Source organism: Enterobacter sp. BIDMC92, from assembly GCF_001030225.1.
Classification (GTDB): Bacteria; Pseudomonadota; Gammaproteobacteria; order Enterobacterales; family Enterobacteriaceae; genus Enterobacter; species Enterobacter sichuanensis.
On record NZ_KQ087598.1, the window covers coordinates 460302 to 484281 of the forward strand.

At 55.5% G+C, this 23980-nt stretch carries 19 protein-coding genes; 11 read left to right on the forward strand and 8 right to left on the reverse strand.

What is annotated here, in order from left to right; all coding sequences use genetic code 11:
* The first annotated feature begins 112 nt into the window (after positions 1–112).
* Together SP99_RS02220 and SP99_RS02225 are read left to right on the forward strand one after the other, a co-directional pair.
* Complete coding sequence (locus tag SP99_RS02220; protein ID WP_047957611.1) at positions 113–1255, forward strand: HNH endonuclease signature motif containing protein; 1143 nt, start codon at positions 113–115, stop codon at positions 1253–1255.
* 18 nt (positions 1256–1273) lie between these two features.
* Positions 1274–1768 carry a YrhA family protein gene (locus tag SP99_RS02225; protein ID WP_047957612.1) on the forward strand — a complete coding sequence of 165 codons (495 nt, stop codon included), beginning with the start codon at positions 1274–1276 and terminating at the stop codon, positions 1766–1768.
* Positions 1769–1946: 178 nt separating this feature from the next.
* Here the strand turns inward: SP99_RS02225 and SP99_RS02230 are convergent, their stop codons facing one another.
* The 5 genes from SP99_RS02230 to SP99_RS02250 form a co-directional block, all read right to left on the reverse strand.
* Positions 1947–3494, reverse strand: a complete 1548-nt coding sequence (locus tag SP99_RS02230) for an MFS transporter (RefSeq protein ID WP_047957613.1) — start codon at positions 3492–3494, stop codon at positions 1947–1949.
* Positions 3495–3571: 77 nt separating this feature from the next.
* On the reverse strand, positions 3572–4594 hold the full coding sequence (locus SP99_RS02235; RefSeq protein WP_047957614.1) for a Gfo/Idh/MocA family protein: 1023 nt from the start codon (positions 4592–4594) through the stop codon (positions 3572–3574).
* Between the two features lie 12 nt (positions 4595–4606).
* Complete coding sequence (locus SP99_RS02240) at positions 4607–5674, reverse strand: Gfo/Idh/MocA family protein (protein WP_047957615.1); 1068 nt, start codon at positions 5672–5674, stop codon at positions 4607–4609.
* A 2-nt stretch (positions 5675–5676) separates the two neighbouring features.
* Positions 5677–6855 (reverse strand): Gfo/Idh/MocA family protein, encoded by a 1179-nt coding sequence (locus tag SP99_RS02245; RefSeq protein WP_047957616.1) that lies wholly within the window; start codon positions 6853–6855, stop codon positions 5677–5679.
* A 16-nt stretch (positions 6856–6871) separates the two neighbouring features.
* A complete protein-coding gene (locus tag SP99_RS02250) occupies positions 6872–8023 on the reverse strand; it encodes a Gfo/Idh/MocA family protein (RefSeq protein ID WP_047957617.1) in 1152 nt (383 codons plus the stop codon).
* 192 nt (positions 8024–8215) lie between these two features.
* On the opposite strand from SP99_RS02250, the gene SP99_RS02255 reads away from it, so the two are divergent.
* Positions 8216–9274: a LacI family DNA-binding transcriptional regulator gene (locus SP99_RS02255; RefSeq protein ID WP_047957618.1), complete on the forward strand. Its 1059-nt coding sequence runs from the start codon at positions 8216–8218 to the stop codon at positions 9272–9274.
* Here SP99_RS02255 and msrA read toward each other — a convergent pair whose 3' ends face one another.
* A complete protein-coding gene (msrA, locus tag SP99_RS02260) occupies positions 9275–9916 on the reverse strand; it encodes a peptide-methionine (S)-S-oxide reductase MsrA (RefSeq protein ID WP_025759060.1) in 642 nt (213 codons plus the stop codon).
* A gap of 224 nt (positions 9917–10140) precedes the next feature.
* Here msrA and tamA point away from each other — a divergent pair, with 224 nt between their 5' ends.
* From tamA to SP99_RS02275, 3 genes are read left to right on the forward strand one after another with little or no spacing between them, the layout of a single operon-like run.
* The gene (gene tamA / locus SP99_RS02265) at positions 10141–11874 is read left to right on the forward strand and encodes an autotransporter assembly complex protein TamA (RefSeq protein ID WP_025759061.1); all 1734 of its coding nucleotides are present in this window, start codon (positions 10141–10143) and stop codon (positions 11872–11874) included.
* Entirely contained in the window at positions 11871–15647 is a 3777-nt protein-coding gene (gene tamB, locus SP99_RS02270) for an autotransporter assembly complex protein TamB (RefSeq protein ID WP_047957619.1), read from the forward strand. The genes tamA and tamB overlap by 4 nt, the downstream gene beginning before the upstream one ends.
* Positions 15648–15649: 2 nt before the next feature.
* The gene (locus SP99_RS02275) at positions 15650–15994 is read left to right on the forward strand and encodes a gamma-glutamylcyclotransferase family protein (protein ID WP_025759063.1); all 345 of its coding nucleotides are present in this window, start codon (positions 15650–15652) and stop codon (positions 15992–15994) included.
* Positions 15995–16461: 467 nt separating this feature from the next.
* Here the strand turns inward: SP99_RS02275 and ppa are convergent, their stop codons facing one another.
* Positions 16462–16992, reverse strand: a complete 531-nt coding sequence (gene ppa, locus SP99_RS02285) for an inorganic diphosphatase (protein ID WP_008501423.1) — start codon at positions 16990–16992, stop codon at positions 16462–16464.
* Between the two features lie 309 nt (positions 16993–17301).
* Between ppa and ytfQ the strand changes: the two genes are divergently transcribed.
* From ytfQ to SP99_RS02310, 5 genes are all read left to right on the forward strand, one after another.
* The gene (ytfQ, locus tag SP99_RS02290) at positions 17302–18258 is read left to right on the forward strand and encodes a galactofuranose ABC transporter substrate-binding protein YtfQ (protein ID WP_014882271.1); all 957 of its coding nucleotides are present in this window, start codon (positions 17302–17304) and stop codon (positions 18256–18258) included.
* A 104-nt stretch (positions 18259–18362) separates the two neighbouring features.
* Positions 18363–19865 (forward strand): galactofuranose ABC transporter, ATP-binding protein YtfR, encoded by a 1503-nt coding sequence (ytfR, locus tag SP99_RS02295; protein WP_047957620.1) that lies wholly within the window; start codon positions 18363–18365, stop codon positions 19863–19865.
* Positions 19866–19875: 10 nt separating this feature from the next.
* Positions 19876–20901 carry a galactofuranose ABC transporter, ATP-binding protein YtfT gene (gene ytfT, locus SP99_RS02300; RefSeq protein ID WP_167514955.1) on the forward strand — a complete coding sequence of 342 codons (1026 nt, stop codon included), beginning with the start codon at positions 19876–19878 and terminating at the stop codon, positions 20899–20901.
* Complete coding sequence (gene yjfF, locus SP99_RS02305) at positions 20888–21889, forward strand: galactofuranose ABC transporter, permease protein YjfF (protein ID WP_021240694.1); 1002 nt, start codon at positions 20888–20890, stop codon at positions 21887–21889. Before ytfT ends, yjfF begins: the two co-directional genes overlap by 14 nt.
* A 93-nt stretch (positions 21890–21982) precedes the next feature.
* Entirely contained in the window at positions 21983–23554 is a 1572-nt protein-coding gene (locus tag SP99_RS02310; protein ID WP_045284442.1) for a methyl-accepting chemotaxis protein, read from the forward strand.
* Here the strand turns inward: SP99_RS02310 and SP99_RS02315 are convergent.
* On the reverse strand, positions 23526–23882 hold the full coding sequence (locus SP99_RS02315) for a helix-turn-helix domain-containing protein (RefSeq protein ID WP_047957622.1): 357 nt from the start codon (positions 23880–23882) through the stop codon (positions 23526–23528). The two genes, SP99_RS02310 and SP99_RS02315, sit on opposite strands and share 29 nt — an antisense overlap.
* Positions 23883–23980 lie beyond the last annotated feature (98 nt).

Here is a 23980-nt window from a genome sequence, read left to right on the forward strand (position 1 = left end):
GTTTGCCAGGAACCTTCTACAGATAAGCCTACGAACACAGGTCAAAACAATCATTTGTTTTCAAGGCGATGCGGTTATAAAATGCACAGTTCGTTTCCAAAAGGAATTGGTTATGAGTTTTAGCTTACCGGGATTTAACCTGTTCTATCTCTCAAGGGATAACCTTGAACCTGAAAAGTTTGAATTGATCACTCGCCCTTCTGTCACATGGGATTACATCCGGCAGGAGTTCGAGTTTGATGACAGATACCGCGATCATTACCATGTTGAAGGGCTAAGGCCCCGCCCGTCATATTCGCGTAGTTATGCGTATCAGAATAATCGTTCCAATGGGTTCAATACTGAAAGACGTATGAGGTATCTTGTCTTCAGAGGTGAAGTCGTGATGTTAAACCGTTCTGCTTCCCCAGGGGAGCTGTTCTATATCGATGAAGAAGGCCAGCTTATCTGTAATAATTACCATGCATTTGAAATGAATGGTGCTGAACAGATCCTGAGAGAGTACAGGAATTCGGTAGGATGCAGGTACTACGGTACAGGAAAGCCACGCCCAACTTCGTTTGCATTATCTTCCTTCGGTGGTACATCGACCCCAGCTTCTGAACCGACATACAAGACGATTAACAGCAAGTCCGCAGGACGTTTACTGGCTGCTGGCGGTGTTTACAATGGTAACGTTGAGGGCTTCAGGAAAACGGCGGAACAGTTAGGTGGAGATGCGGTTAAGGGATATGATCAAGTACTGAATGAACAAACAGCAGGTACAGCTATTGCGGCGGCTTCAATTCTGTTAGCGAAACGACCTAACCCACAACTATATGATGAAATGACAAGCTATCTGGGGAAACTCAGAGGTGAATCCAGATTAGTTAATGGAATTACAATTACCGATATTAATTATACTAAAAGAAATCCAGCAGAAGCAGCATTATTAAGAAAAGAATTCGATAGCACAGTAAGAAAGGAATTTGTTAAAGAAATTGCTGCCACTCCTGATGCGGCTAATATATTTTCACCATCACAGTTACTTAGGATGAATAGTGGGAAGTCTCCAGATGGATGGGATGTTCACCACAAACTTCCATTAGATGATGGTGGTACTAATTCTTTTAATAACTTAGTGTTAATCGAAAAGGAACCATATCATAAGATTTTTACAAACATGCAGAGGTCAGCAGCTAAAAATTTAGTACCAGGGGAAAGTAGAGTAACACCGTGGGCAATACCTACTGGTTCAATTTACCCACTTAAATAAGTTTATGGAATCAAGAAAATGAAAATAGAAAACATTCTTGCAGAACTGAAAAGTGAAATGATTAAGTGGGAGTATCCAGTTCAAGATCCAATTGGGAAATCATTTCTTAACAGTATTTTGAATAGAAAACCTGATTCAACGACAACACCAATGTTAGAAAGTTTAGCAGATGAACTTTGTATTTTATTTTCCAACCAACCCGACTACATAACATTCTTAGAGTATATGGACGGATTTGAATATGACGGTCTTACTCTATTCAGTTTGTCTATCCCTGAACCATTAGTTAAAAATCTATTTGTGATGAATGATTTCTATAGAGACAATGATGATTTTATAGATCCTGATCTTGCAGAAAGATTAGTCATTGGTGAAAATAGCATATCATTATTCACCTATGATACTAAATCCAATTTGTTTGAAATTAGGGACAATGCCTCTACAGAGTCGATATATGGTTCATTTGAAAATTTCAATGACTTTTTAAGTGAAATACTTGAAACAGTTAAGTAGGTATTCTTTCTGCAATTTATGCCCCCCTGTAGTATAAATATCATAGGGGGGCTTTATTATCCGCAGTAATATGCCAGAGTTTTCCTTTTATAGCATAAAGAGATCTAAATCTGCCAGAGGTCACATTTTGAGTAAAACGGGGCCGGGCAGACGGGGAGCGCCTGCCCGGCGAGAAGCACTATTTTGCGGGAGATAACCCGACGTTGCCCACGGCACGGCGTGTCGCATCGCCGCCCCAGACCTGATCATACTCATAGCCGGTGAGCTGTTTGATCACCACGCGCGTCCTGGCGTCGCAGTCGCGGTAATCTCCGCCGAGCTTACGGCGCGCAATCTCTTTGAGGAGCAGCTTATGCGTCTCGCGGGTGAGCTTAAACTTGTAGGTGGTGAAGAAGCTGACCGCCAGCAGGGCTGACGTCGCGAAAATCATCAGACCAATAATCGCCCCCAGTGCGCTTTCAGGCTGCGCGCCGCTGCCTTTCACAAAACCGGCCTCCTGCAGCACCAGGCCAATAATCATGATGGCCATCGCCACGGTGCTTTTGCGGGTCAGGACCATGACGCCGGCAAAAATGCCTTCGCGGCGCTGCTGCGTCACTATCTCGTCGATATCCGGAATGAAGCTGTAGATGTTCCACGGTATGTAATAGAGGCCTGAGCGGGCGGCACCGAGCAGGATAAAGATCGCCGAGAACAGCAGCGTTGGTACCTGGGTTTTGGTCAGATAGATCGCAAACAGGAAAGCCAGCACCAGGAAAATGCAGCTGTAGGAGAGCCGCAGGGCGGCAGACGGCGTGACGTTCAGCCGGTTCAGCAACAGCATAAACCCATAGGTGCCGGGTACCGAGGCGAATGCCGCAATGCTCAGCCAGCCTGATACCGCCGCCGCATCCTGGCTCAGGCAATAAACGACATAATAGGTAAAGACCGACCCGAATACGTCCATCGCCGTAAAGGAAAAGATATAAATAATAATATGCAGGCGAAACGCGCGGATCCGGAAAGAGGAAAAGAGATCCAGCACCAGATATTTCAGGTGATTAAGTATCCCGCTGCTGCGATGATTCTCCACTTTAAACGTGGATTCCTGTTGCACATCCTTCGCTTCCCAGGTGATGTACCAGGTAATAAATACCGCGATGCAGAATACACAGGAGAAGATCAGCCCGGTGAGGGTATAGGTAAACGGATTATCTTTCCCTGTGAACTGCATAATCACGCCGGGAACGGAAACCGCAAGAAAACCACCCAGCTGGGAACAGATCATCCGCACGCCGGAGAGGCGGCTACGCTCCTCATACCGGTTTGTCATCTCTGCCGCCAGGGTTTCCCAGGGCACCAGCACCATCGCCGACAGCAGCTCAATCGAGAGGTATGTGCCCAGGTAATACCAGTAACCCATGTCCGTTAACCACAGCAGAGCATATAAAAACATTAACGGTGAACTGAGTAATAAAAAGAAGCGACGACGACCAAATTTACGCCCGAGCCAGGTGTCGCCGAAATTATCGGTGATATACCCCATAATCGGACTTAATAACGCATCGATAACGCGGGCAATTGCGAATATAGACCCCGCTTCAATCACCGAGAGGCCGCAATAGGTGGTGTAAAAAAATAACAGCCAGGTGCCGATAATGGCGAAAGCGCCGCCGCCAAAAAGATCGGTTATGCCGTAGCCGAGCGCCACGCCATAACCCACTCTACGTTCAGTTGGTTTGACCATAATAATATCCAGTGTAGGGTAACTATAAACCCATATTTGGGTCGTTTTTTATTTACTGCTGGAATACAAATTACGTTCTAGTTGTTGATATCTATCCATTGCCTTAATTGAGATGAGCGGTAAATAGCCTCCACAAGAGTGAGTGATTTTCCGGCTTCACGGATGTCGGTGTAGTCCGCATAGCCCGGGTGGGTAATCGCGTGATAAAAACGGCGGATCGCCTGCTGATGCCCGAGCCCCCAGTAACTTTTGACCGAGCCATCCGGGGAGTCGTCACTCGCGAGGGTAACGCGCTCCCCCGACGTCACGCGCCAGAGCGTGTTGTCGTTCAGCAGCAGCGAGCCCCGCTCACAGTGGATCTCCATCAGGAGCGGGGAATCGGTGGTATTGCAGTTGCTGGCGTAAAACAGGCCGCGCGCGCCGTTGGCAAAGTGCAGGGTGGCCATCGCGCTGTCTTCGCCTTCGGTTACCGCCGCCAGCTCACCGCTATCCACCACGCCCTTCACACGCGTCACCCCGCCGGCGAACCACTGCATCAGGTCGAGGGTATGAATGGCCTGGTTGATCAGCAGGCTGCCACCTTCCGTTGCCAGCCGCCCGCGCCAGGGACTTTCGGTGTAATACGTCCCCGAGCGTGACCACGTCAGCACCGCTTTGATGCTGAGCATTTTCCCCAGTTCGCTATCGTCCAGCGCCTGGCGAATGCGAAGGCTGGTGGGATTGTAGCGGTTCTGATAACACACGCCGAGCAGACCCGATGCCTGTTCAGCGGCGCGGGTGATATCCACCAGTTCACTGCGGTTCATGCCCACCGGTTTTTCGCAGAACACATGCTTCCCGGCGGCGAGCGCCGCCAGGATCATGGGCTTATGCTCGACATGCGGCGTGCAGATATGCACCACGTCGATGGCGTCATCCAGCAGCATTTCCCGGTAATCCTGATAAAAGCGGCACTGATAGCCCATTGCCAGCTTCAGCCCTTTCACGCTTTCGGTATCGACCAGCGCGCGCAGCGCGACCCCGGGGATCTGGCGCAATGCATTGATATGGCAAATATGGATCGCCCCGGCACCGATCACCGCCGTGTTCAGGATCGTCATTGTCGCCTCCCGTTATTCCGTCGCGTTGGCCAGCATCTGTGTCTTCACGCAAAGCTCCGCCGCCTTGAAGGCGTGGGCCTGGGTCATTGCGTTTTCAGTACGATGCAAACAGTCGAGGATCAGTTCGCCAAAGAACGGGAAGCCGACCTGGCCGGCGACCGGATAGCGGAACTCTCCCTCTTTATTGACGAGGTACACCACGTCCTGCTCGCCGCGGGTGAGATCGACATATTTGCGGATCTCGATATACCCGTCGGTGCCGAGCAGCGTCAGGCGGCCATCGCCCCACGTAGAAAGCCCGTCAGGGGTAAACCAGTCGCAGCGGAAATAGCCGCTGGCGCCGTTTTCCCCTTTCAACATGGCATCACCAAAATCTTCGAAGTCGGGATACTGTGGGTGTTTGACGTTGCGGACCTGGCTTGCCACCACGGAGGCGTCGTGGTTGCCGGTGTAAAAAAGGAACTGTTCAATCTGATGGCTGCCGATATCGCACAGAATCCCGCCGAAATAACGACGATCGTAGAACCAGTCCGGGCGCCCGGTGCCTTCCCGGTGCGGGCCTGTCCCCAGCGTTTGTACGACACGGCCAATGGCCCCTTGCTGCACCAGCTGTCCGGCAAAGACCGCGCTCTCCACATGCAGGCGTTCGCTGTAATACACCGCGTATTTGCGGCCCGTTTTTTCCACCATGGCTTTGGCGTCTTCCAGTTGCTCAAGGGTGGTGAGCGGCGCTTTATCCGTGAAGTAGTCCTTGCCGGCGGCCATCGTTTTCAGCCCCAGCGCGCAGCGCTCGGAGGGAATGGCGGCGCCCGCAACCAGGCGCACCTCATCGTCGGCGAGGATCTGCTCCAGTGACGCGGCAACGCGTGCCTGCGGATACTGCTGGATGAATTTATCCACTTTTGCCGGGTCAGGATCGTACACCCACTTCAGCGTGGCCCCGGCTTCAATCAGCCCGTTACTCATGCCGTAGATATGGCCGTGGTCGAGCGCGGCGGCGGCAAAGACAAATTCGCCTTCCTTCACCACCGGCTGTGGCTTACCGACCGGCGCGTAGTTCATTCCGTCATTTTTGTTCATGGTTAGAGTCCTCGATCCAGATCTTTGCCCAGAGGGATGGCGCCGACTTCACTGAAGTTGGCGACGCTTGCGGTTTTTTCATAAAAACGGGGGGCGAGGCTGTTCGTCCCACCGGTGCGGTAAAACGGGTCGTCGCGCTGAATCGGCAGCGAGACCACGCTGCGGGTAATGGCGGATTTATAAATCGCGGTAATCAGCTCCAGGGAGCGTTTGCCCTGCAGACCATCGACTAACGGCGCCGTGCCGTGCCCGATGGCGTCAAGCAGATCGTTAATCTGCCCGGTATGCAGCGTCCAGTCGAGCTTCGGCGTCTCCTGAAACACGGCGTCAAGCTGCGCTTCTCGCTGCTGGTCGTGGGTTTCCTGCGGGAAACCGTTGTCCGCACTGAGGCTGGCAAAGGCCTGCCATGGCGCGGAGATGCGCGCCTTTTCACCCTGGATAATGATTTTCTGATCTTCCCCGTGGTGCACGACGGAGGCGGTCAGCTGGGTGAGCGCGCCGCTGGGGTATTTAAATATCGCGGCGCTGAGGTCCTCCACTTCGGCATTGTCGTGCGCCACGTTGGTCATCATCGCCACTACCTCGGACGGGAAGCCCAGCATCCACTGAATGGCGTCGATGTGGTGAACCGCGTGGTTAAGGGTGCATCCGCCCCCCTCTTTTTCCCAGGTGCCGCGCCACCACAGGTCGTAGTAGCAGTGTCCGCGCCACCAGAACGAATCCACCTGGGCATGACAAATCTTGCCGGCAAGACCGGAATCCAGCGCCGCTTTCAGACGCCAGAAGGCGTCGGTAAAGCGGTTCTGGGCAATGATGGAGAGGATTTTGCCGCTGGCCTTTTGTGCGGCGATCATCGCGTCGCACTCCTCCAGCGAGGCGGCCATCGGTTTTTCGCACAGCACATGGCAACCGGCATTGAGGGCATCAATGCTGATCTCTGCATGGACGTAGGGCGGGGTGCAGACATCAACGATGTCAATCTCCGGCTCTGACGCCAGCATCTGCTGGTGGCTTTCATACACGCGGGCGTCCGTCAGGCCGTAACGCGTTTTTTTCTCGTGGGCTTTTTCCGGGTAGATATCCACCAGCGCGACGATCCGGCAGCGCTGGCCAAACTGCAAATAGCCCTGAATATGGTTATGCGAGATATTCCCTGTTCCCACGATAGCAACATTTAACATCGTTTCTTCTCCGGAGTTACCAGGTGCCGGAAGCATCCAGCGTGACGCTGGCTGTCTCTTTAGCCACTGAGGTGCTGATACGCTGCTGCAGCAGGCGCAGATACTGTTTCTCGTTGAGCGGCAGGTCGACCCAGTCGTCGGTCCAGGTGGAGAGGTGCATGGCGTTGGAGAGCGTCAGCCCGCGGATCCCTTCCAGTCCCGGTGCAATAAGCGGCTCGCCGCGCAGGATGGCGGCACAGAAATTGGCGGTAATGACGTGGTGTTCGCTGCACTCCGGGGCGACGGGAAGGGTGACCTCCCAGCATTCGGGTTCGCCAAAGCCGTTTTGCCAGCGGGCGTTGAAGGCGGTTTCGGATTCTCGCAGTCGCCAGTAGCGCAACTTGCCTTCTTCGACGACTACCTTGCCGCGATCGCCTGTGATTTCCAGCCGGTTGGTCCCCGGCGTTTCCGCGACGGTGGTAATAAACACGCCGGTCGCGCCGTTGGCATACTCGGCATAAGCGGTGACCTCATCTTCCACTTCAATATCGCGATGTTTGCCGAACTGGCAAAACGCGCGCAGACGAACAGGCATGCCGACCAGCCACTGCCAGAGATCGAGCTGATGCGGGTCCTGATTGAGCAGAACGCCGCCGCCTTCGCCTTTCCAGGTGGCGCGCCAGCCGCCGGAGTTGTAGTAGCTCTGCGAGCGATACCAGTTGGTGATGATCCAGTTCGACCGGCGGATCTCACCCAGCTCGCCGCTGTCGATCAGATCCTTCACCTTCTGATAGAGCGGGTTCGGGCGCTGGTTGTACATGATGCCAAACACCACATCGCACTCCTGAGCGCAGGCGTTCATCTCCTGTACCTGGGCGGTATACACGCCCGCCGGTTTTTCACACAAGGTATGGATGCCGTGGCGCATCGCCAGCATCGACAGGCGTGGATGGTCATAATGGGGCGTCGCGACAATCACCGCGTCGATAAGCCCGCTCTGGAGCATCTCCTGCGCGTCGCTGAAGAGAGGGATGGAGCCGACCAGCTGACGAATGGCCGGGTGCTTTTCCGGCGCATTATCGCAAACCGCCGTCAGGCAGGCGTCACTGACCGTACCCGCCAGTAAATAACGCGCGTGGACCGTACCGATATTACCTATTCCAATAATGCCAAAACGTACCTTCTCCATGTCACACCTTAATTTCAGTTGAAATGAGTGATGACCGGAAAATAGGAAAGGGGAGCCACAGCGACAATGTGTTTTTGTGAGAATACTCGCAAGGTGATTAAGTAATCTCCAGGCTTTCAGAAATTTGGTTTTAAAATCAACGTGCTGTTTCTGCAAATATTTGCAAAAACTGATTGAGAGCGAGGTCACACTATGCCGGGCAAGTTAAAAATGGAGGAAATTGCGGCCCTGACGGGCTATTCCGTTAGCACGGTTTCGCGGGTATTAAGCGGCAAGTCTTATACCAGCGATAAAGCCAGGGACGCGATCGTTCGCACCGCGCGAGAATTAGGTGTTCTGGAGTCAATGGCGAGCGGCCGGCTGTTAATTAACGGCATCGCGGTTTTTGCACCGGAAAGAACCTTTCAGGGACGCGGTGATATTTTTTATCTGGAAGTGACCAAAGGCATTGCCGAAGCCTGCTCGCGACACAATGTGTGGGTCAGTTGTTGCGCATTAGAAGAGCAACACGCGGATGTGAAATTATTTATGGAAAAAGCCAGCCATAAAAATATCAATGCGATAATTATCATCGGCACGGATGATGCCACCATATTTAAACTGGCCAGCACGCTCAATAAACCCTGCGTTTTAATCAACTCTGTTGACCGGGAGCGGGTTCTGGATTCCGTGTCACCCGACCATCGGGCGATCGGCTTTACCGCCATGCAATATCTCTTTGAGCAGGGGCACCGCCGCGTGCTTACGCTCACCTGTCTGCGACGGGATACGCTGTATGCGCGTCTGGACGGCATTAAAGAGGCATACCGCCATTTTCACGTTGCCTTTGATCCCCAGCGCGATTTGTTAGTTACGGAGTGGTTTACGGCAGGCGAGGCCGAGCAGGCGCTCGATGCGTGGCTGTTAAGCCATGACCGATCCCAGTGGCCGGAGGTCATTTTCCCCAACAGTACCAGCATGACCGAAGGGGTGGTCAGGGCGTTAACGCGCCACGGGCTGCGTATCCCGGAAGATATTTCGCTCATTACCACCGATTTTGCCTGGAATCTGGCGCACCGTCTGGAAAGGCCGGTCACGGGCGTCACGGTGCCCTGCCGGGAATTGGGGATTGAGGCTGTGCACCTGCTGCAGACGCGGCTGAACCGACCGCAGGCGCCGGTCTTTAACCTGCTGCTGCAGGGCAAAGTGATGGATTACGGTTCGGTCAGCAATGCTACGCGCCACGCGGCTCGCGTGGCGCTGGATCAGTAATCAGGCCAGCTGTGGCGGCAGGCAGACGCCGATGCCCCCGATACCGCAGTAGCCATAGGGGTTTTTATGCAGATACTGCTGGTGATCGTCCTCGGCATAGTAAAACGGTTTTGCCGTCGCGATTTCCGTGGTCACCTCGCGCGTATCGCCCGCTTCACGCATGGCCTGCTGGAAGCGTTCAAGGCTGGCGCGCGCCGCGGCGTCCTGCTCCGGGGTGAGCGGATAAATGGCCGAGCGGTACTGGGTGCCGTGGTCATTGCCCTGACGCATGCCCTGCGCCGGGTCGTGGTTTTCCCAGAAGACCTGCAGGAGCTGCTCGTAGCTAATCACCGCGGGGTCATACACCACGCGCACCGCTTCCGCATGGCCGGTTTCGCCGGAGCAGACTTCGCGGTAGGTTGGGTTTGGCGTGTAACCGCCCGTATAGCCGGCTGCCGTACTGTAAACGCCAGGCAGTTGCCAGAAGAGGCGTTCAACGCCCCAGAAGCAGCCCATGGCAAACAGGGCGATTTCCATACCTTCAGGAACATTGGTCATGGAATGGCCATTGACGGCGTGTAAGGTCGCCACAGGCATAGGGGTGTTGCGTCCCGGTAATGCATCAGCTTGTGAAACCAGATGCTTTTTGTCGAATAAACTCACGATGGGGCCTCCCGGGGTGCGATGTTTCGGTTAAGGTTGTCACGAAGCGTTTAATTGAACACAATAAATGCGCTGAATGAGTCTAGATTTAATCATAAGAAATATTTGGGTGTTATACCCATTTTCAACCCGTGATGTGGGTTTTTGGCCAACAGGCCGTATTTTGCCGCGGAGCGGCACTTCATTTGCTTCCAGGGTGGAAACAGGGATATTCAGGAGAGAACGTGACAAAAATCCGCCAGTTATGTTTGGTCAGTATGTTGCTGACAAGCGGGATTGCCAGCGCGGCGAATGTCCGTTTGCAGGTTGAGGGGTTATCCGGGGCGCTACAAAAAAACGTGCGTGCGCAGTTATCGACCATCCAGAGTGATGAGGTGACGCCGGACCGGCGTTTTCGCGCGCGCGTGGATGATGCCATCCGTGAAGGGCTGAAAGCGCTGGGGTATTACGAGCCCACCATTGATTTTGACCTCCGTCCACCGCCAAAGAAGGGGCGGCAGGTGCTTATTGCCCGCGTTTCGCCGGGTGAGCCCGTATTGATTGGCGGCACCAACGTTATCCTGCGTGGCGGGGCGCGTACCGACCGGGACTATCTGGATCTGCTCAGCACGCGGCCGAAAATCGGCACCGTGCTCAACCACGGTGACTACGACCATTTCAAAAAAGAGCTGACGAGCGTGTCCCTGCGTAAGGGCTACTTTGACAGCCAGTTCAACAAGAGCCAGCTCGGTATTGCGCTGGCGCGACGTCAGGCCTTCTGGGATATCGACTACGACAGCGGGGAACGTTATCGCTTTGGCGATGTGACGTTCGAAGGTTCGCAAATTCGTGAAGAGTACCTGCAAAACCTCGTGCCTTTCAAAAAAGGGGATTACTACCAGTCGAGCGATCTGGGAGAGCTGAACCGACGCCTCTCTGCCACCGGCTGGTTTAACTCCGTGATTGTCGCGCCGGAATTTGATAAGTCTCGCAAAACCAAGGTGTTGCCGCTGCATGGCGTTGTCTCGCCGCGCACCGAGAACACCATTGAAACCGGTGTGGGCTATTCGACGGACGTCGGCCCGCGCGTGAAGGCCACCTGGAAAAAGCCGTGGATGAACTCCTGGGGCCACAGCCTGACCACCAGCGCCAGTATCTCTGCCCCGGAACAGCAGCTCGATTTCAGCTACAAAATGCCGTTGCTGAAAAACCCGCTCGAGCAGTACTACCTGGTTCAGGGGGGCTTTAAGCGAACCGACCTGAACGATACCGAGTCAGATTCCACCACGCTTGCCGTGTCACGTTACTGGGATCTCTCCAGCGGCTGGCAGCGCGCCATTAACCTGCGCTGGAGTCTGGACCACTTTACTCAGGCCAACGTCACCAACACCACCATGCTGCTTTATCCTGGGGTGATGATCAGCCGCACCCGCTCGCGCGGCGGCCTGATGCCCACCTGGGGAGATTCCCAGCGCTACTCTATCGATTACTCCAACACCATGTGGGGTTCCGATGTGGATTTCTCGGTAATTCAGGCGCAGAACGTCTGGATCCGCACGCTGTATGATAAACACCGCTTTGTGATGCGCGGTAACCTCGGCTGGATCGAAACCGGCGACTTCGAGAAAGTCCCGCCGGACCTGCGCTTCTTCGCCGGGGGTGACCGCAGTATCCGCGGCTACAAATACAAGTCTATCGCGCCAAAAGATGATGACGGCAAGCTGATTGGTGCTTCCAAGCTGGCCACCGGCTCGCTGGAGTATCAATACAACGTCAGCGGGAAATGGTGGGGGGCGATGTTCGTCGACGGCGGCGAAGCGGTGAGCGATATTCGCCGCAGCGATTTTAAAACCGGCGCGGGCGTAGGCGTGCGCTGGCAGTCACCCGTCGGGCCCATCAAGCTCGATTTCGCCGTTCCGGTGGGCGACAAAGAAGAACACGGATTACAGTTTTACATCGGTCTGGGGCCTGAATTATGAGTTTATGGAAGAAGATAAGCCTCGGGGTACTGATTTTTATCGTGCTGCTGCTCGGTACGGTGGCATTTCTGGTGGGCACGACGAGCGGGCTGCATCTGCTGTTTAACGCCGCGAACCGCTGGGTGCCCGGGCTGGAAATCGGCCAGGTGACGGGCGGCTGGCGCGACCTGCGTCTGAAAAACATCCGCTATGAACAGCCGGGCGTGGCGGTGAACGCCGGTGAATTTCACCTCGCAGTGAAGCTGGGCTGTCTGCGCGACAGCAAGCTCTGCGTCAACGATCTGTCGCTAAAAGATGTCAACGTGGCGATAGATACGAAAAAAATGCCGAAGTCTGCGCCGGTGGAAGAAGAGGAGAGCGGTCCGCTGAATCTCTCCACGCCGTACCCGATTGCGCTTTATCGGGTGGCGCTGGATAACGTCAATATCAAAATCGACGACACCACCGTGTCGGTGATGGATTTCACCTCCGGCCTGCGCTGGCAGGAGAAAAACCTGACCCTGACGCCCACCTCCCTGCAGGGTTTACTGATCGCGCTGCCGAAAGTGGCAGACGTGGCGCAGGAAGAGATCGTCGAGCCGAAGATCCAGAACCCGCAGCCGGAAGAGAAGCCGCTGGGCGAAACGCTGAAAGATCTTTTCTCTAAGCCAGTCCTGCCGGAGATGACCGACGTTCATCTGCCGCTGAACCTCAACATTGAAGAGTTCAAAGGCGAGCAGCTGCGTCTGACCGGCGATACCGACCTGACGGTCTTTAACATGCTGCTGAAGGTCAGCAGCATTGACGGCAACATGAAACTCGACGCGCTGGATATCGACACCAACCAGGGCTCGGTGAACGCGTCAGGGAATGCCCTGCTGCGCGACAACTGGCCGGTGGATATCACGCTGAACAGCGCGCTCAACATCGATCCGCTGAAAGGCGAAAAGGTGAAGGTCAAAGTGGGCGGGGCGCTGCGCGACAAGCTGGACGTCGGCGTGAATCTCTCCGGCCCGGTGGACATGGTTCTGCGTGCGCAAACCCAGCTGGCGGAAGCCGGGCTGCCGCTGAATCTTGAGGTCGTCAGCAAGCAGCTTTCCTGGCCGTTCACCGGCGAAAAGCAGTTCCAGGCCGATGACCTGAAGCTGAAGCTGAGCGGCAAGATGACCGATTATACGTTGTCGTTCCGTACCGCGGTGAAGGGGCAAGGCGTGCCGCCTGCAAACATTACGCTGGATGCGAAGGGCAACGAACAGCAGGTCAACCTCGATAAGCTGACCGTCGCGGCGCTGGAAGGCAAAACCGAGCTGACCGCGCTGCTCGACTGGCAGCAGGCGATCAGCTGGCGCGGCGAGCTGAAGCTGACGGGCATTAACACCGCCAAAGAGGTGCCGGACTGGCCGTCGAAACTGGATGGTCTGATTAAAACCCGCGGCAGCCTGTACGGTGGAACGTGGCAGATGGACGTGCCGGAGATTAAGCTCACCGGTAACGTGAAGCAGAACAAGGTTAACGTTGAGGGCTCGGTCAAAGGCAACAGCTATCTGCAGTGGATTATCCCGGGTCTGCACGTGGCGCTGGGTCGCAACACGGCGGATATCAAAGGCGAGCTGGGGGTGAAAGATCTCAATCTGGATGCCACCATCGACGCGCCGAATCTGGATAACGCGCTGCCGGGCCTTGGCGGTACGGCGAAAGGGCTAGTGAAAGTGCGCGGCACGGTCGACGCGCCGCAGCTGCTGGCGGATATCACCGCCAGTAACCTGCGCTGGCAGGAACTGAGCGTCGCCCGCGTCCGCGTGGAAGGGGATGTGAAATCCACCGATCAGATCGGCGGTAACCTGAACCTGCGCGTGGAGCGCATTTCTCAGCCGGACGTCAACATTAACCTTGTCACCCTGGACGCCAAAGGGAACGAGAAGCAGCACGACCTCCAGCTGCGGGTGCAGGGCGAGCCGGTCTCCGGTCAGCTTCACCTGACCGGCAGCTTCGACCGCAAGGAAGAGCGCTGGAAAGGGACGCTGGACAACACCCGCTTCAACACCCCGGTAGGGCCGCTGGCGCTGTCGCGCGCCATCGCGCTGGACTACCGCAACGCCGAGCAGAAGATCAGCATTGGGCCACACTGTTGGACCAACCCGAATGCGGAACTGTGCGTACCGCAGACCATCGATGCGGGGGCGGAAGGTCGCGCACAGATCAACCTCAATCGCTTCGATCTGGCGATGCTGAAACCGTTTATGCCGGATACCACCCAGGCGAGCGGCGTCTTCAGCGGGAAAGCCGATGTCGCCTGGGACACCACCAAAGAGGGGCTGCCGCAGGGCAGCGTCACGCTTTCCGGACGTAACGTGAAGGTGACGCAGGAGGTCAACGATGCGCCGCTGCCGGTGGCCTTCGACACGCTGAACCTGAGCGCGGACCTGCATAACAACCGTGCGGAGCTGGGGTGGCTGATTCGTCTTACCAACAACGGTCAGTTTGACGGGAAAGTTGAAATCACCGACCCACAGGGACGGCGCAATCTGGGCGGCAACGTCACTATCCGCAACTTCAACCTGGCGATGGTGAACCCGATTTTCGCCCGCGGGGAAAAAGCAGAAGGCATGCTCAATGCCAACCTGCGTCTGGCCGGCAACGCGCAAAGCCCGCAGCTGTTCGGTCAGATGCGGCTCAGCGGGGTGGATATCGACGGTAACTTTATGCCGTTTGACATGCAGCCCAGCCAGCTCGCGATGAACTTCAACGGCATGAGCTCGACGCTGAGCGGCTCGGTGTTAACCCAGCAGGGGCAAATCAACCTCAGCGGCGACGCGGACTGGAGCCAGCTCGATAACTGGCGGGCCCGTATTGCGGCGAAAGGCAGCAAGGTGCGCATCACCGTACCGCCTATGGTGCGACTGGACGTCTCGCCTGATGTGGTCTTTGAAGCCACGCCAAGCCTCTTCACGCTTGACGGACGCGTCGACGTGCCGTGGGCACGCATCGTGGTCCACGACGTGCCGGAAAGCGCGGTCGGCGTCTCAAGTGATGAAGTGATGCTCGATGACAATCTGAAACCTGTCGAACAGAAGAGCGCGGGCATACCCATCAACAGTAACCTTATCGTGCACGTGGGGAATAACGTGCGGCTGGATGCGTTTGGGCTGAAGGCGCGACTGACGGGGGATCTGAAAGTGGCGCAGGATAAACAAGGGCTTGGCCTGAACGGGCAAATCAATATTCCTGAAGGGCGTTTCCATGCCTATGGCCAGGATCTGATTGTCCGCAAAGGTGAGCTGCTGTTCTCCGGTCCACCGGATCAGCCTCTGCTGAACATTGAAGCGATTCGTAACCCGGAAGCGACGGAAAACGACGTTATCGCGGGCGTGCGCGTTACGGGTTCCGCTGACGAACCGAAGGCGGAGATCTTCTCTGACCCGGCGATGTCGCAGCAGGAAGCTCTCTCATACCTGCTGCGTGGACAAGGTCTGGACAGCGGTCAGAGCGACAGTGCGGCGATGACCTCGATGTTAGTGGGCCTGGGGGTTGCACAAAGTGGGCAGGTTGTGGGTAAAATCGGTGAGACGTTCGGCGTAAGCAATCTGGCGCTGGACACCCAAGGCGTGGGTGACTCCTCGCAGGTGGTGGTCAGCGGCTATGTACTGCCGGGTCTGCAGGTAAAATATGGTGTGGGGATCTTTGACTCACTGGCAACACTCACGCTACGCTATCGCCTGATGCCTAAGCTATATCTGGAAGCAGTGTCCGGCGTAGACCAGGCACTTGATCTGCTCTATCAGTTTGAGTTTTAGCAATGCGAATATTTGTCTACGGCAGTTTAAGAACCAGGCAAGGCAACAGTCACTGGATGACCAATGCCCAGCTACTGGGGAATTACAATATCGAAAACTACCAGTTGTACAGCCTGGGCCACTATCCAGGCGCGGTTCCCGGGGAGGGAACGGTACAGGGTGAGGTTTATCGTATTGATAACGCGACACTTGCCGAACTTGATGCCTTGCGCACCAGGGGCGGTGAATACGCGCGCCAGTTGATCCAGACGCCGTACGGAAGCGCGTGGATGTACGTCTACCAGCGTCCGGTCGAAGGGTTAACGCGGATTGTAAGCGGTAACTGGTTAGACAGAGACCAGTACTGAAAAACGACAACGCCACCGTGAGGTGGCGTTGTTTTTTTTTACTCTTTCAATTCTCTTCTGTATCCCGGCGCCGGGTTAAAAACAGAGGAACGAACAGCATGATGTAGGGGGCAATGAGCCATAACAAACACAAAGCGCGTGAACGGCCATAGTAGTTTATGCACCGTGTATTACTTGAAATGACGGGCAGGAAAAACAGTAAAAACAGCAGAATCGCATAATCGCTTCGATAAGGGATCCATAAGTAAAACAAAAACCAGGCAAGCTGGAATGTCATGATGCAGAGATACTGCCATTTGCTGTCTTTGCCGTAACAGTCAAACGCCTTTATGTAGCCCATTTTTATGCTTTGAAGAAAGAAACTTAGCATGTATAGCGCTCACGATCGCGACGGTCAGGAGTGTTCTTGTTATTCAATGGCAAAAAAAAGCCCCGACCAGCGGGGCTTTATCGGCAGGCCGTAAGAATTACTTCTTCGCCGCGCGTTCGAAAGAGGCGATGATTTCTGCTTTCGCCGCTTCTGCGTTGTCCCAGCCGTCAACTTTAACCCACTTGCCTTTTTCGAGGTCTTTGTAGTGCTCGAAGAAGTGAGTGATCTGCGCTTTCAGCAGCTCTGGCAGGTCGTTCACATCTTTAATGTGATCGTACTCTTTGCTCAGTTTGGTGTGTGGTACCGCAACCAGCTTCGCATCTTCACCGGATTCGTCGGTCATTTTCAGCACGCCCACTGGACGGCAGCGAATGACGGCGCCTGGCTGCAGCGGATATGGCGTTGGGACCAGCACGTCAACCGGGTCACCGTCCAGAGACAGGGTGTGGTTGATGTAACCGTAGTTGCACGGATAGAACATCGCGGTAGACATGAAACGGTCTACGAACAGGGCGCCGCTCTCTTTGTCCACTTCGTATTTGATAGGATCTGCGTTAGCCGGGATTTCGATAACTACGTAGATGTCTTCTGGCAGTTCTTTACCCGCAGGGACGTTGAGTAAGCTCATGTCGGTGTCCTTTAAAATGGATGGTAAACAAGTGGCAGGTATTATAGCCAACTCGCACTGAATGTCTCTGCCTGTTTTCGCCTTCTCTCCCTCTCCTTCCCACTTTTCAGACCGATTCCATGACAGAAAAATCCATAAACTCAGCCGCATTTTTCATGGAGAAATGAAAGCGATTACAAACTTGTGATTAACGTTTTATTCACTTTTCTGAAGTGTGATGTAACGCAATTCGTTACATATTTCATTGGCTATAGTCATTTCGCAGAACATCTTTTAACCAACAATAACTCACCCTACGAGGACGCTCATATGTGGAAGCGCTTACTTCTTGTCACAGCAGTTTCGGCAGCCATGTCGTCTATGGCGATGGCCGCACCCTTAACCGTAGGATTTTCGCAGGTCGGCTCTGAATCGGGCTGGCGTGCAGCAGAAACCAACGTGGCGAAAAGCGAGGCCCAGAAACGCGGCATTACGCTGAAAATCGCCGATGGTCAGCAAAAGCAGGAGAACCAGATTAAAGCCGTGCGTTCATTCATCGCTCAGGGCGTGGATGCCATCTTCATTGCGCCTGTGGTGGCAACCGGCTGGGAACCCGTCCTGAAAGAAGCGAAAGATGCTGAAATTCCGGTCTTCCTGCTCGATCGTTCCATCGATGTAAAAGACAAATCTCTCTATATGACCACCGTGACCGCCAACAACGTGCTTGAAGGGCAATTAATTGGCGACTGGCTGGTGAAGCAGGTGGATGGCAAGCCGTGTAACGTCGTGGAGCTGCAGGGCACGGTCGGCGCGAGCGTGGCTATTGACCGTAAGAAAGGCTTTGCTGAGGCGATTGCCAAAGCGCCAAACATCAAGATTATCCGCTCCCAGTCCGGCGACTTTACCCGCAGTAAAGGGAAAGAGGTCATGGAGAGCTTCATTAAGGCCGAAAACAACGGCAAGAACATCTGCATGGTTTATGCCCATAACGATGACATGGTGATCGGGGCGATTCAGGCCATTAAAGAAGCGGGCCTGAAGCCGGGCAAAGATATCCTCACCGGTTCGATCGACGGCGTGCCGGACATCTATAAAGCGATGATCGACGGCGAAGCTAACGCCAGTGTGGAACTCACGCCAAACATGGCCGGCCCGGCATTCGATGCGCTGGAGAAATTCAAGAAGGACGGCACGATGCCTGAGAAGGTGACGGTCACCAAATCCACGCTCTACCTGCCGGACACGGCGAAAGAAGAGTTAGAGAAGAAGAAAAATATGGGCTACTGATCCAGTGAATTTGCCGGGTGGCGCTACGCTTACCCGGCCTACGATACGCTCTTTTGTAGGCCGGATAAGCGTAGCGCCATCCGGCTTGATGCAGGGGGAAAACCATGACCACTGAACAACACCAGGCAATCCTCCGCACAGAGGGCTTGAGTAAATTTTTTCCCGGCGTAAAAGCGCTGGATAACGTTGATTTCAGCCTGCGGCGCGGTGAAATCATGGCGTTATTGGGTGAGAACGGGGCGGGAAAATCAACGCTGATTAAAGCCCTGACCGGCGTTTATCACGCCGATCGCGGCACCATCTGGCTGGAAGGTCACGCCATTTCACCGAAAAACACCGCTCATGCCCAACAGCTGGGGATCGGGACGGTGTACCAGGAGGTGAACCTGCTGCCGAATATGTCGGTGGCGGATAATCTGTTTATTGGCCGGGAGCCACGACGCTTTGGCCTGCTGCGCCGCAAAGAGATGGAGGCGCGTGCCACGAAGCTGATGGAATTATACGGCTTCTCCCTCGACGTTCGCGAGCCGCTGAACCGCTTTTCCGTGGCGATGCAGCAGATTGTCGCCATCTGTCGCGCCATCGATCTCTCCGCAAAAGTGCTGATCCTTGATGAACCCACCGCCAGCCTTGACACCCAGGAAGTGGAGATGCTCTTTACCCTGATGCGCCAGCTGCGCGATCAGGGGGTCAGCCTGATCTTCGTCACCCACTTCCTCGATCAGGTGTACGAGGTGAGCGATCGCATTACGGTGCTGCGTAACGGCAGCTTTGTCGGCTGCCGTGAAACCCGCGAGCTGCCGCAGATCGAACTGGTCAAAATGATGCTGGGGCGTGAACTTGAAACCAACGCCCTTCAGCGTGCAGGCCGCACGCTGCTGAGCGAAAAACCGGTCGCCGCGTTCAGCGATTATGGCAAAAAAGGGGTGATCTCGCCGTTTAACCTGGAAGTCCGCCCGGGCGAAATTGTCGGCCTGGCGGGCCTGCTGGGCTCCGGACGCACCGAAACCGCCGAAGTGATCTTCGGGATCAAACCTGCGGACAGCGGCACTGCGCTGATCAAGGGTAAACCGCAAACCCTGCGATCGCCGCATCAGGCCTCCTGTCTTGGCGTCGGTTTCTGTCCGGAAGACCGGAAAACGGATGGCATCATTGCCGCGGCCTCGGTGCGCGAAAATATCATTCTCGCCCTGCAGGCGCAGCGCGGCTGGCTGCGGCCAATCCCCCGCAAAGAGCAGAACGCGATTGCGGAGCGCTTTATCCGCCAGCTCGGCATCCGCACCCCGAGCGCGGAACAGCCCATTGAATTTCTCTCCGGCGGCAACCAGCAAAAAGTACTGCTGTCACGCTGGTTGCTGACTAAACCGCAGTTCCTGATCCTCGATGAACCGACCCGCGGCATTGACGTGGGGGCGCACGCCGAAATTATCCGCCTTATCGAAACGCTGTGTGCGGACGGCCTGGCGCTGCTGGTCATTTCGTCTGAACTGGAAGAGCTGGTGGGCTATGCCGATCGCGTCATTATCATGCGCGATCGCAAACAGGTGGCAGAGATCCCGCTGGATAAGCTGTCCGTTCCGGCGATCATGAATGCCATTGCGGCATAAGGAGTGAATCGTGATGTCCCGTTCGCTTTCGCAAACTGGCGCAACAAAGCGCCGCTTCAACTGGCCAACCGGCACGCCACAAATCGCGGCGCTGCTGGTGGTACTGCTGGTTGATAGCCTTGTCGCACCGCATTTCTTCCAGATTATTGTTCAGGATGGTCGCCTGTTTGGCAGCCCGATAGACATCCTGAACCGGGCTGCGCCCGTGGCGCTGCTGGCCATCGGGATGACGCTGGTCATTGCCACCGGCGGGATCGATCTCTCCGTCGGCGCGGTGATGGCCATCGCCGGGGCCACGGCAGCCTCGATGACCGTGGCCGGGCACAGCCTGCCGGTCGTCCTGTTGGCGGCATTAGGCACCGGCGTGCTGGCAGGATTATGGAACGGCATTCTGGTGGCGGTGCTGAAGATTCAGCCCTTTGTCGCCACGCTCATTTTGATGGTCGCCGGGCGCGGTGTGGCACAGCTCATTACTTCCGGACAGATTGTCACCTTCAACTCGCCGAACCTGGCGTGGCTCGGCAGCGGCAAGCTGCTGTTCTTCCCCACGCCGGTGATCATTGCTCTGGTCACGCTGGTGGTGTTCTGGCTCTTCACCCGCAAAACGGCGCTGGGGATGTTCATTGAAGCCGTCGGGATCAATATTCGCGCGGCACGCAACGCCGGGGTCAATACGCGTCTGATGGTGATGCTGACCTACGTGCTTAGCGGTGTGTGCGCCGCCATCGCCGGGGTTATCGTCGCGGCAGATATTCGCGGGGCCGATGCCAACAACGCCGGACTCTGGCTGGAGCTGGATGCGATCCTGGCAGTGGTGATCGGCGGCGGGTCGCTGATGGGCGGGCGCTTTAACCTGCTGCTCTCGGTGATTGGCGCGCTGATCATTCAGGGGATGAACACAGGGATCCTGCTTTCCGGTTTCCAGCCGGAACTCAACCAGGTGGTAAAAGCGGTGGTCGTGCTCTGCGTGTTGATCGTCCAGTCACCGCGCTTTGTCAGCATCATTAAGGGGATCCGTGGCCATGATAAAACGTAATTTACCGTTAATGATCACCCTGGGCGTGTTTGTGCTGGGGTATCTCTACTGCCTGACCCAGTTCCCGGGTTTTGCCTCGACGCGCGTGATTTGCAACATACTGACCGATAACGCCTTTTTAGGGATTATCGCCGTCGGCATGACGTTTGTGATCCTCTCCGGTGGGATCGATCTCTCCGTCGGCTCGGTGATCGCCTTCACTGGCGTGTTCCTCGCGAAGGCGATCGGTTTCTGGGGGATCTCTCCTCTGGTGGCCTTCCCGCTGGTGCTGGTGATGGGTTGCGCGTTTGGTGCCTTTATGGGGCTGTTGATCGACGCGTTAAAGATCCCGGCCTTTATCATTACCCTCGCGGGCATGTTCTTCCTGCGCGGGGTGAGCTATCTGGTGTCGGAAGAGTCAATTCCGATTAACCATCCGGTGTACGACACGCTCTCAAGCCTGGCGTGGAAAATCCCCGGCGGCGGTCGTCTGAGCGCGATGGGGCTTCTGATGCTGGGCGTGGTGGTCATTGGCATCTTCCTTGCCCACCGTACCCGGTTTGGCAACCAGGTTTACGCCATTGGCGGTAACGCCACCTCGGCAAACCTGATGGGGATCTCCACCCGCAGCACCACCATTCGCATCTATATGCTCTCGACCGGGCTGGCGACGCTGGCAGGCATTGTCTTCTCGGTTTATACCCAGGCGGGCTACGCGCTGGCAGGGGTGGGCGTCGAGCTCGATGCCATTGCCTCGGTGGTCATCGGCGGCACACTGCTCAGCGGTGGAGTGGGAACGGTGCTGGGAACGCTGTTCGGCGTGGCCATCCAGGGGCTGATCCAGACCTATATCAACTTTGACGGTACGCTCAGCTCCTGGTGGACGAAGATCGCTATCGGCATATTGCTGTTTATCTTTATTGCCCTGCAGCGCGGTCTGACGGTGCTCTGGGAGAACCGCCAAAGCTCACCTGTTACCCGCGTAAACACGTCGGTAACAGAGCGATAACATGCTGAATTTGCTTAAAGTCTAAACATTTTCCGGTAGCGGCCGATACTCTTTTTTTATGCCCAGAAATATCTCGCTACCGGAAATAATATCATGCTTAAAACGCTATCGATTCGTACCGGCTTGCTCTCTTTACTGGCCGTTATGACCCTTCTGCTGCTGATTGTCAGCGGCATTGGCATTTATGCCCTCACACAGAGTTCTTCTTCACTGCAGCGTATCAACCACCTTCAGGGTGAGCAGATGGTGCAGCTTAATTCTGGCTATACGCTGATCCTGCGTGCGCGCAATGAAGCGGGCCAGGCCGTCCGGATGATGGAAATCGGTATGCTGGACGATGCCTCCAGAGCGGTAAAAAATATCAATCAGGAAGTCGCCCTGGCCCAGAAAACGCTGAAAGGCGTGATCGACGGCGGCGTGGCTGACGAGCAGGGGCAACAGCTTCTCAATAACGTGGCAACCACGCTGGCGGCGTATAACCAGCAGGGGATCAACCCGATGCTGAAAGCCCTGAATGACCAGAGCGCTGACAATTACTACGATCTGCTGGAAAACGCCCTGATCCCGGTGGCGAAGCAATTTGATAACGCTATGCAGGCGTTTCAGAAATGGAGTGAAGCGCGAGGCCAGGCAGAAGTCAGTGCCGTGCAGGCGAGTAAAACCCGCGTACTGATCCTGATTATCGTCGCAGCGCTGCTGACGGCAGGCATTATCGTGCTGGCCTGGCTGGTGTTGCGCCATATGCTGCTCAAGCCGCTCTCGGCGTCAATCGCTCAGCTGGAGAACGTGGCGGCGGGTGATTTAACCCATACGCTAAATGCGCCCGCGAGCCAGGAATTTAACCGTCTCAATGCCGCCATAGAGGAGATGCGTCAGTCGCTGATGAACTCGGTGCTGCGGGTACGTGATGCCAGCGCGCAAATTGACACCGGCAGCCGCGAACTGACGGCGGGGAACCGGGATTTGGCCGAGCGCACTGAATCCACCGCCACGTCGCTGGAACAGACGGCCGCCAGCATGGAAGAGATCACCGCCACGGTGAAACTCAACGCCGATAACGCCGAGCAGGCGCACCAGCTGGCGAAATCGGTGTCTGATACCGCGGATCATGGCAGCGAAATGGTCTGCTATGTGATTGAGAAAATGCGGGATATCTCCGGCAGCTCGGCGCGAATCGCCGACATTCTGAGCGTGATTGACGGCATTGCCTTCCAGACCAATATTCTGGCGCTTAACGCCTCCGTGGAAGCGGCGCGCGCGGGCGAGCAGGGGCGCGGGTTTGCCGTCGTTGCGGGCGAAGTGCGAAACCTTGCCAGCCGTAGCGCCGACGCGGCGAAAGAGATCCGCTCACTTATCAGTGATTCGCAGACCCATGTTAACGAGGGCAGCGAGCTGGCTCAGCAGGCAGGTGAAACAATGGATGAGATCGCAACCGAAGTGCTGCGCATGACGAAACTGATGCGCGAAATTGCCACCGCGTCCCAGGAGCAGAGCCGCGGCATTGAGCAGGTGAATATTGCGGTGAATCAGATGGACGAAACCGCGCAGCAGAATGCGGCGCTGGTGCAGCAATCCTCCGCCGCGACCCGCTCCCTTGAGGAGCAGTCGCGTCAGCTGATGGACGCCATGTCCTCATTCAAAGTGACGACTCAGAACGCGGCATAATATTGCCCAGCCCCGGTACGTTTTGTGTCGGGGTTTTATTTTTTGCAGAATTGACTGCTGCGATATTATCGTGAATATCGCCCATTAATATTTCCAGCGAACTGGTTAGAGCTAATGCTTTTTCCGTCGGCTCGAGATATAAACCTTTGCGGAAAAACAGCGGCTCATTAAACAGTTGATTAAAACGTTTCAGGGCCAGACTCACCGCGGGGCGGGACATGTCGAGACGCACTGCCGCCTTTGCCATGCTGCCGCAGCGGACGATCTCAATAAAAACAGGGATAAGATTTAAATCAATACCGGTATTAGCACGAGAATAATTTTTCATTGCGATTCTGCTCCACGAAATATCTGTCAAACTGTTATGGAAATAATGCAGGAGCAGTGCTCAGGATTAAAGCGTGTTTTTTATAAACACTTATACGG

Coding starts and splice junctions, on each gene's coding strand:
- SP99_RS02220 (WP_047957611.1), top strand. CDS start 113: ATGAGTTTTAGCTTACCGGGATTTAACCTGTTCTATCTCTCAAGGGAT.
- SP99_RS02225 (WP_047957612.1), top strand. CDS start 1,274: ATGAAAATAGAAAACATTCTTGCAGAACTGAAAAGTGAAATGATTAAG.
- SP99_RS02230 (WP_047957613.1), bottom strand. CDS start 3,494: ATGGTCAAACCAACTGAACGTAGAGTGGGTTATGGCGTGGCGCTCGGC.
- SP99_RS02235 (WP_047957614.1), bottom strand. CDS start 4,594: ATGACGATCCTGAACACGGCGGTGATCGGTGCCGGGGCGATCCATATT.
- SP99_RS02240 (WP_047957615.1), bottom strand. CDS start 5,674: ATGAACAAAAATGACGGAATGAACTACGCGCCGGTCGGTAAGCCACAG.
- SP99_RS02245 (WP_047957616.1), bottom strand. CDS start 6,855: ATGTTAAATGTTGCTATCGTGGGAACAGGGAATATCTCGCATAACCAT.
- SP99_RS02250 (WP_047957617.1), bottom strand. CDS start 8,023: ATGGAGAAGGTACGTTTTGGCATTATTGGAATAGGTAATATCGGTACG.
- SP99_RS02255 (WP_047957618.1), top strand. CDS start 8,216: ATGCCGGGCAAGTTAAAAATGGAGGAAATTGCGGCCCTGACGGGCTAT.
- tamB (WP_047957619.1), top strand. CDS start 11,871: ATGAGTTTATGGAAGAAGATAAGCCTCGGGGTACTGATTTTTATCGTG.
- SP99_RS02275 (WP_025759063.1), top strand. CDS start 15,650: ATGCGAATATTTGTCTACGGCAGTTTAAGAACCAGGCAAGGCAACAGT.
- ppa (WP_008501423.1), bottom strand. CDS start 16,992: ATGAGCTTACTCAACGTCCCTGCGGGTAAAGAACTGCCAGAAGACATC.
- ytfQ (WP_014882271.1), top strand. CDS start 17,302: ATGTGGAAGCGCTTACTTCTTGTCACAGCAGTTTCGGCAGCCATGTCG.
- ytfR (WP_047957620.1), top strand. CDS start 18,363: ATGACCACTGAACAACACCAGGCAATCCTCCGCACAGAGGGCTTGAGT.
- yjfF (WP_021240694.1), top strand. CDS start 20,888: ATGATAAAACGTAATTTACCGTTAATGATCACCCTGGGCGTGTTTGTG.
- SP99_RS02310 (WP_045284442.1), top strand. CDS start 21,983: ATGCTTAAAACGCTATCGATTCGTACCGGCTTGCTCTCTTTACTGGCC.
- SP99_RS02315 (WP_047957622.1), bottom strand. CDS start 23,882: ATGAAAAATTATTCTCGTGCTAATACCGGTATTGATTTAAATCTTATC.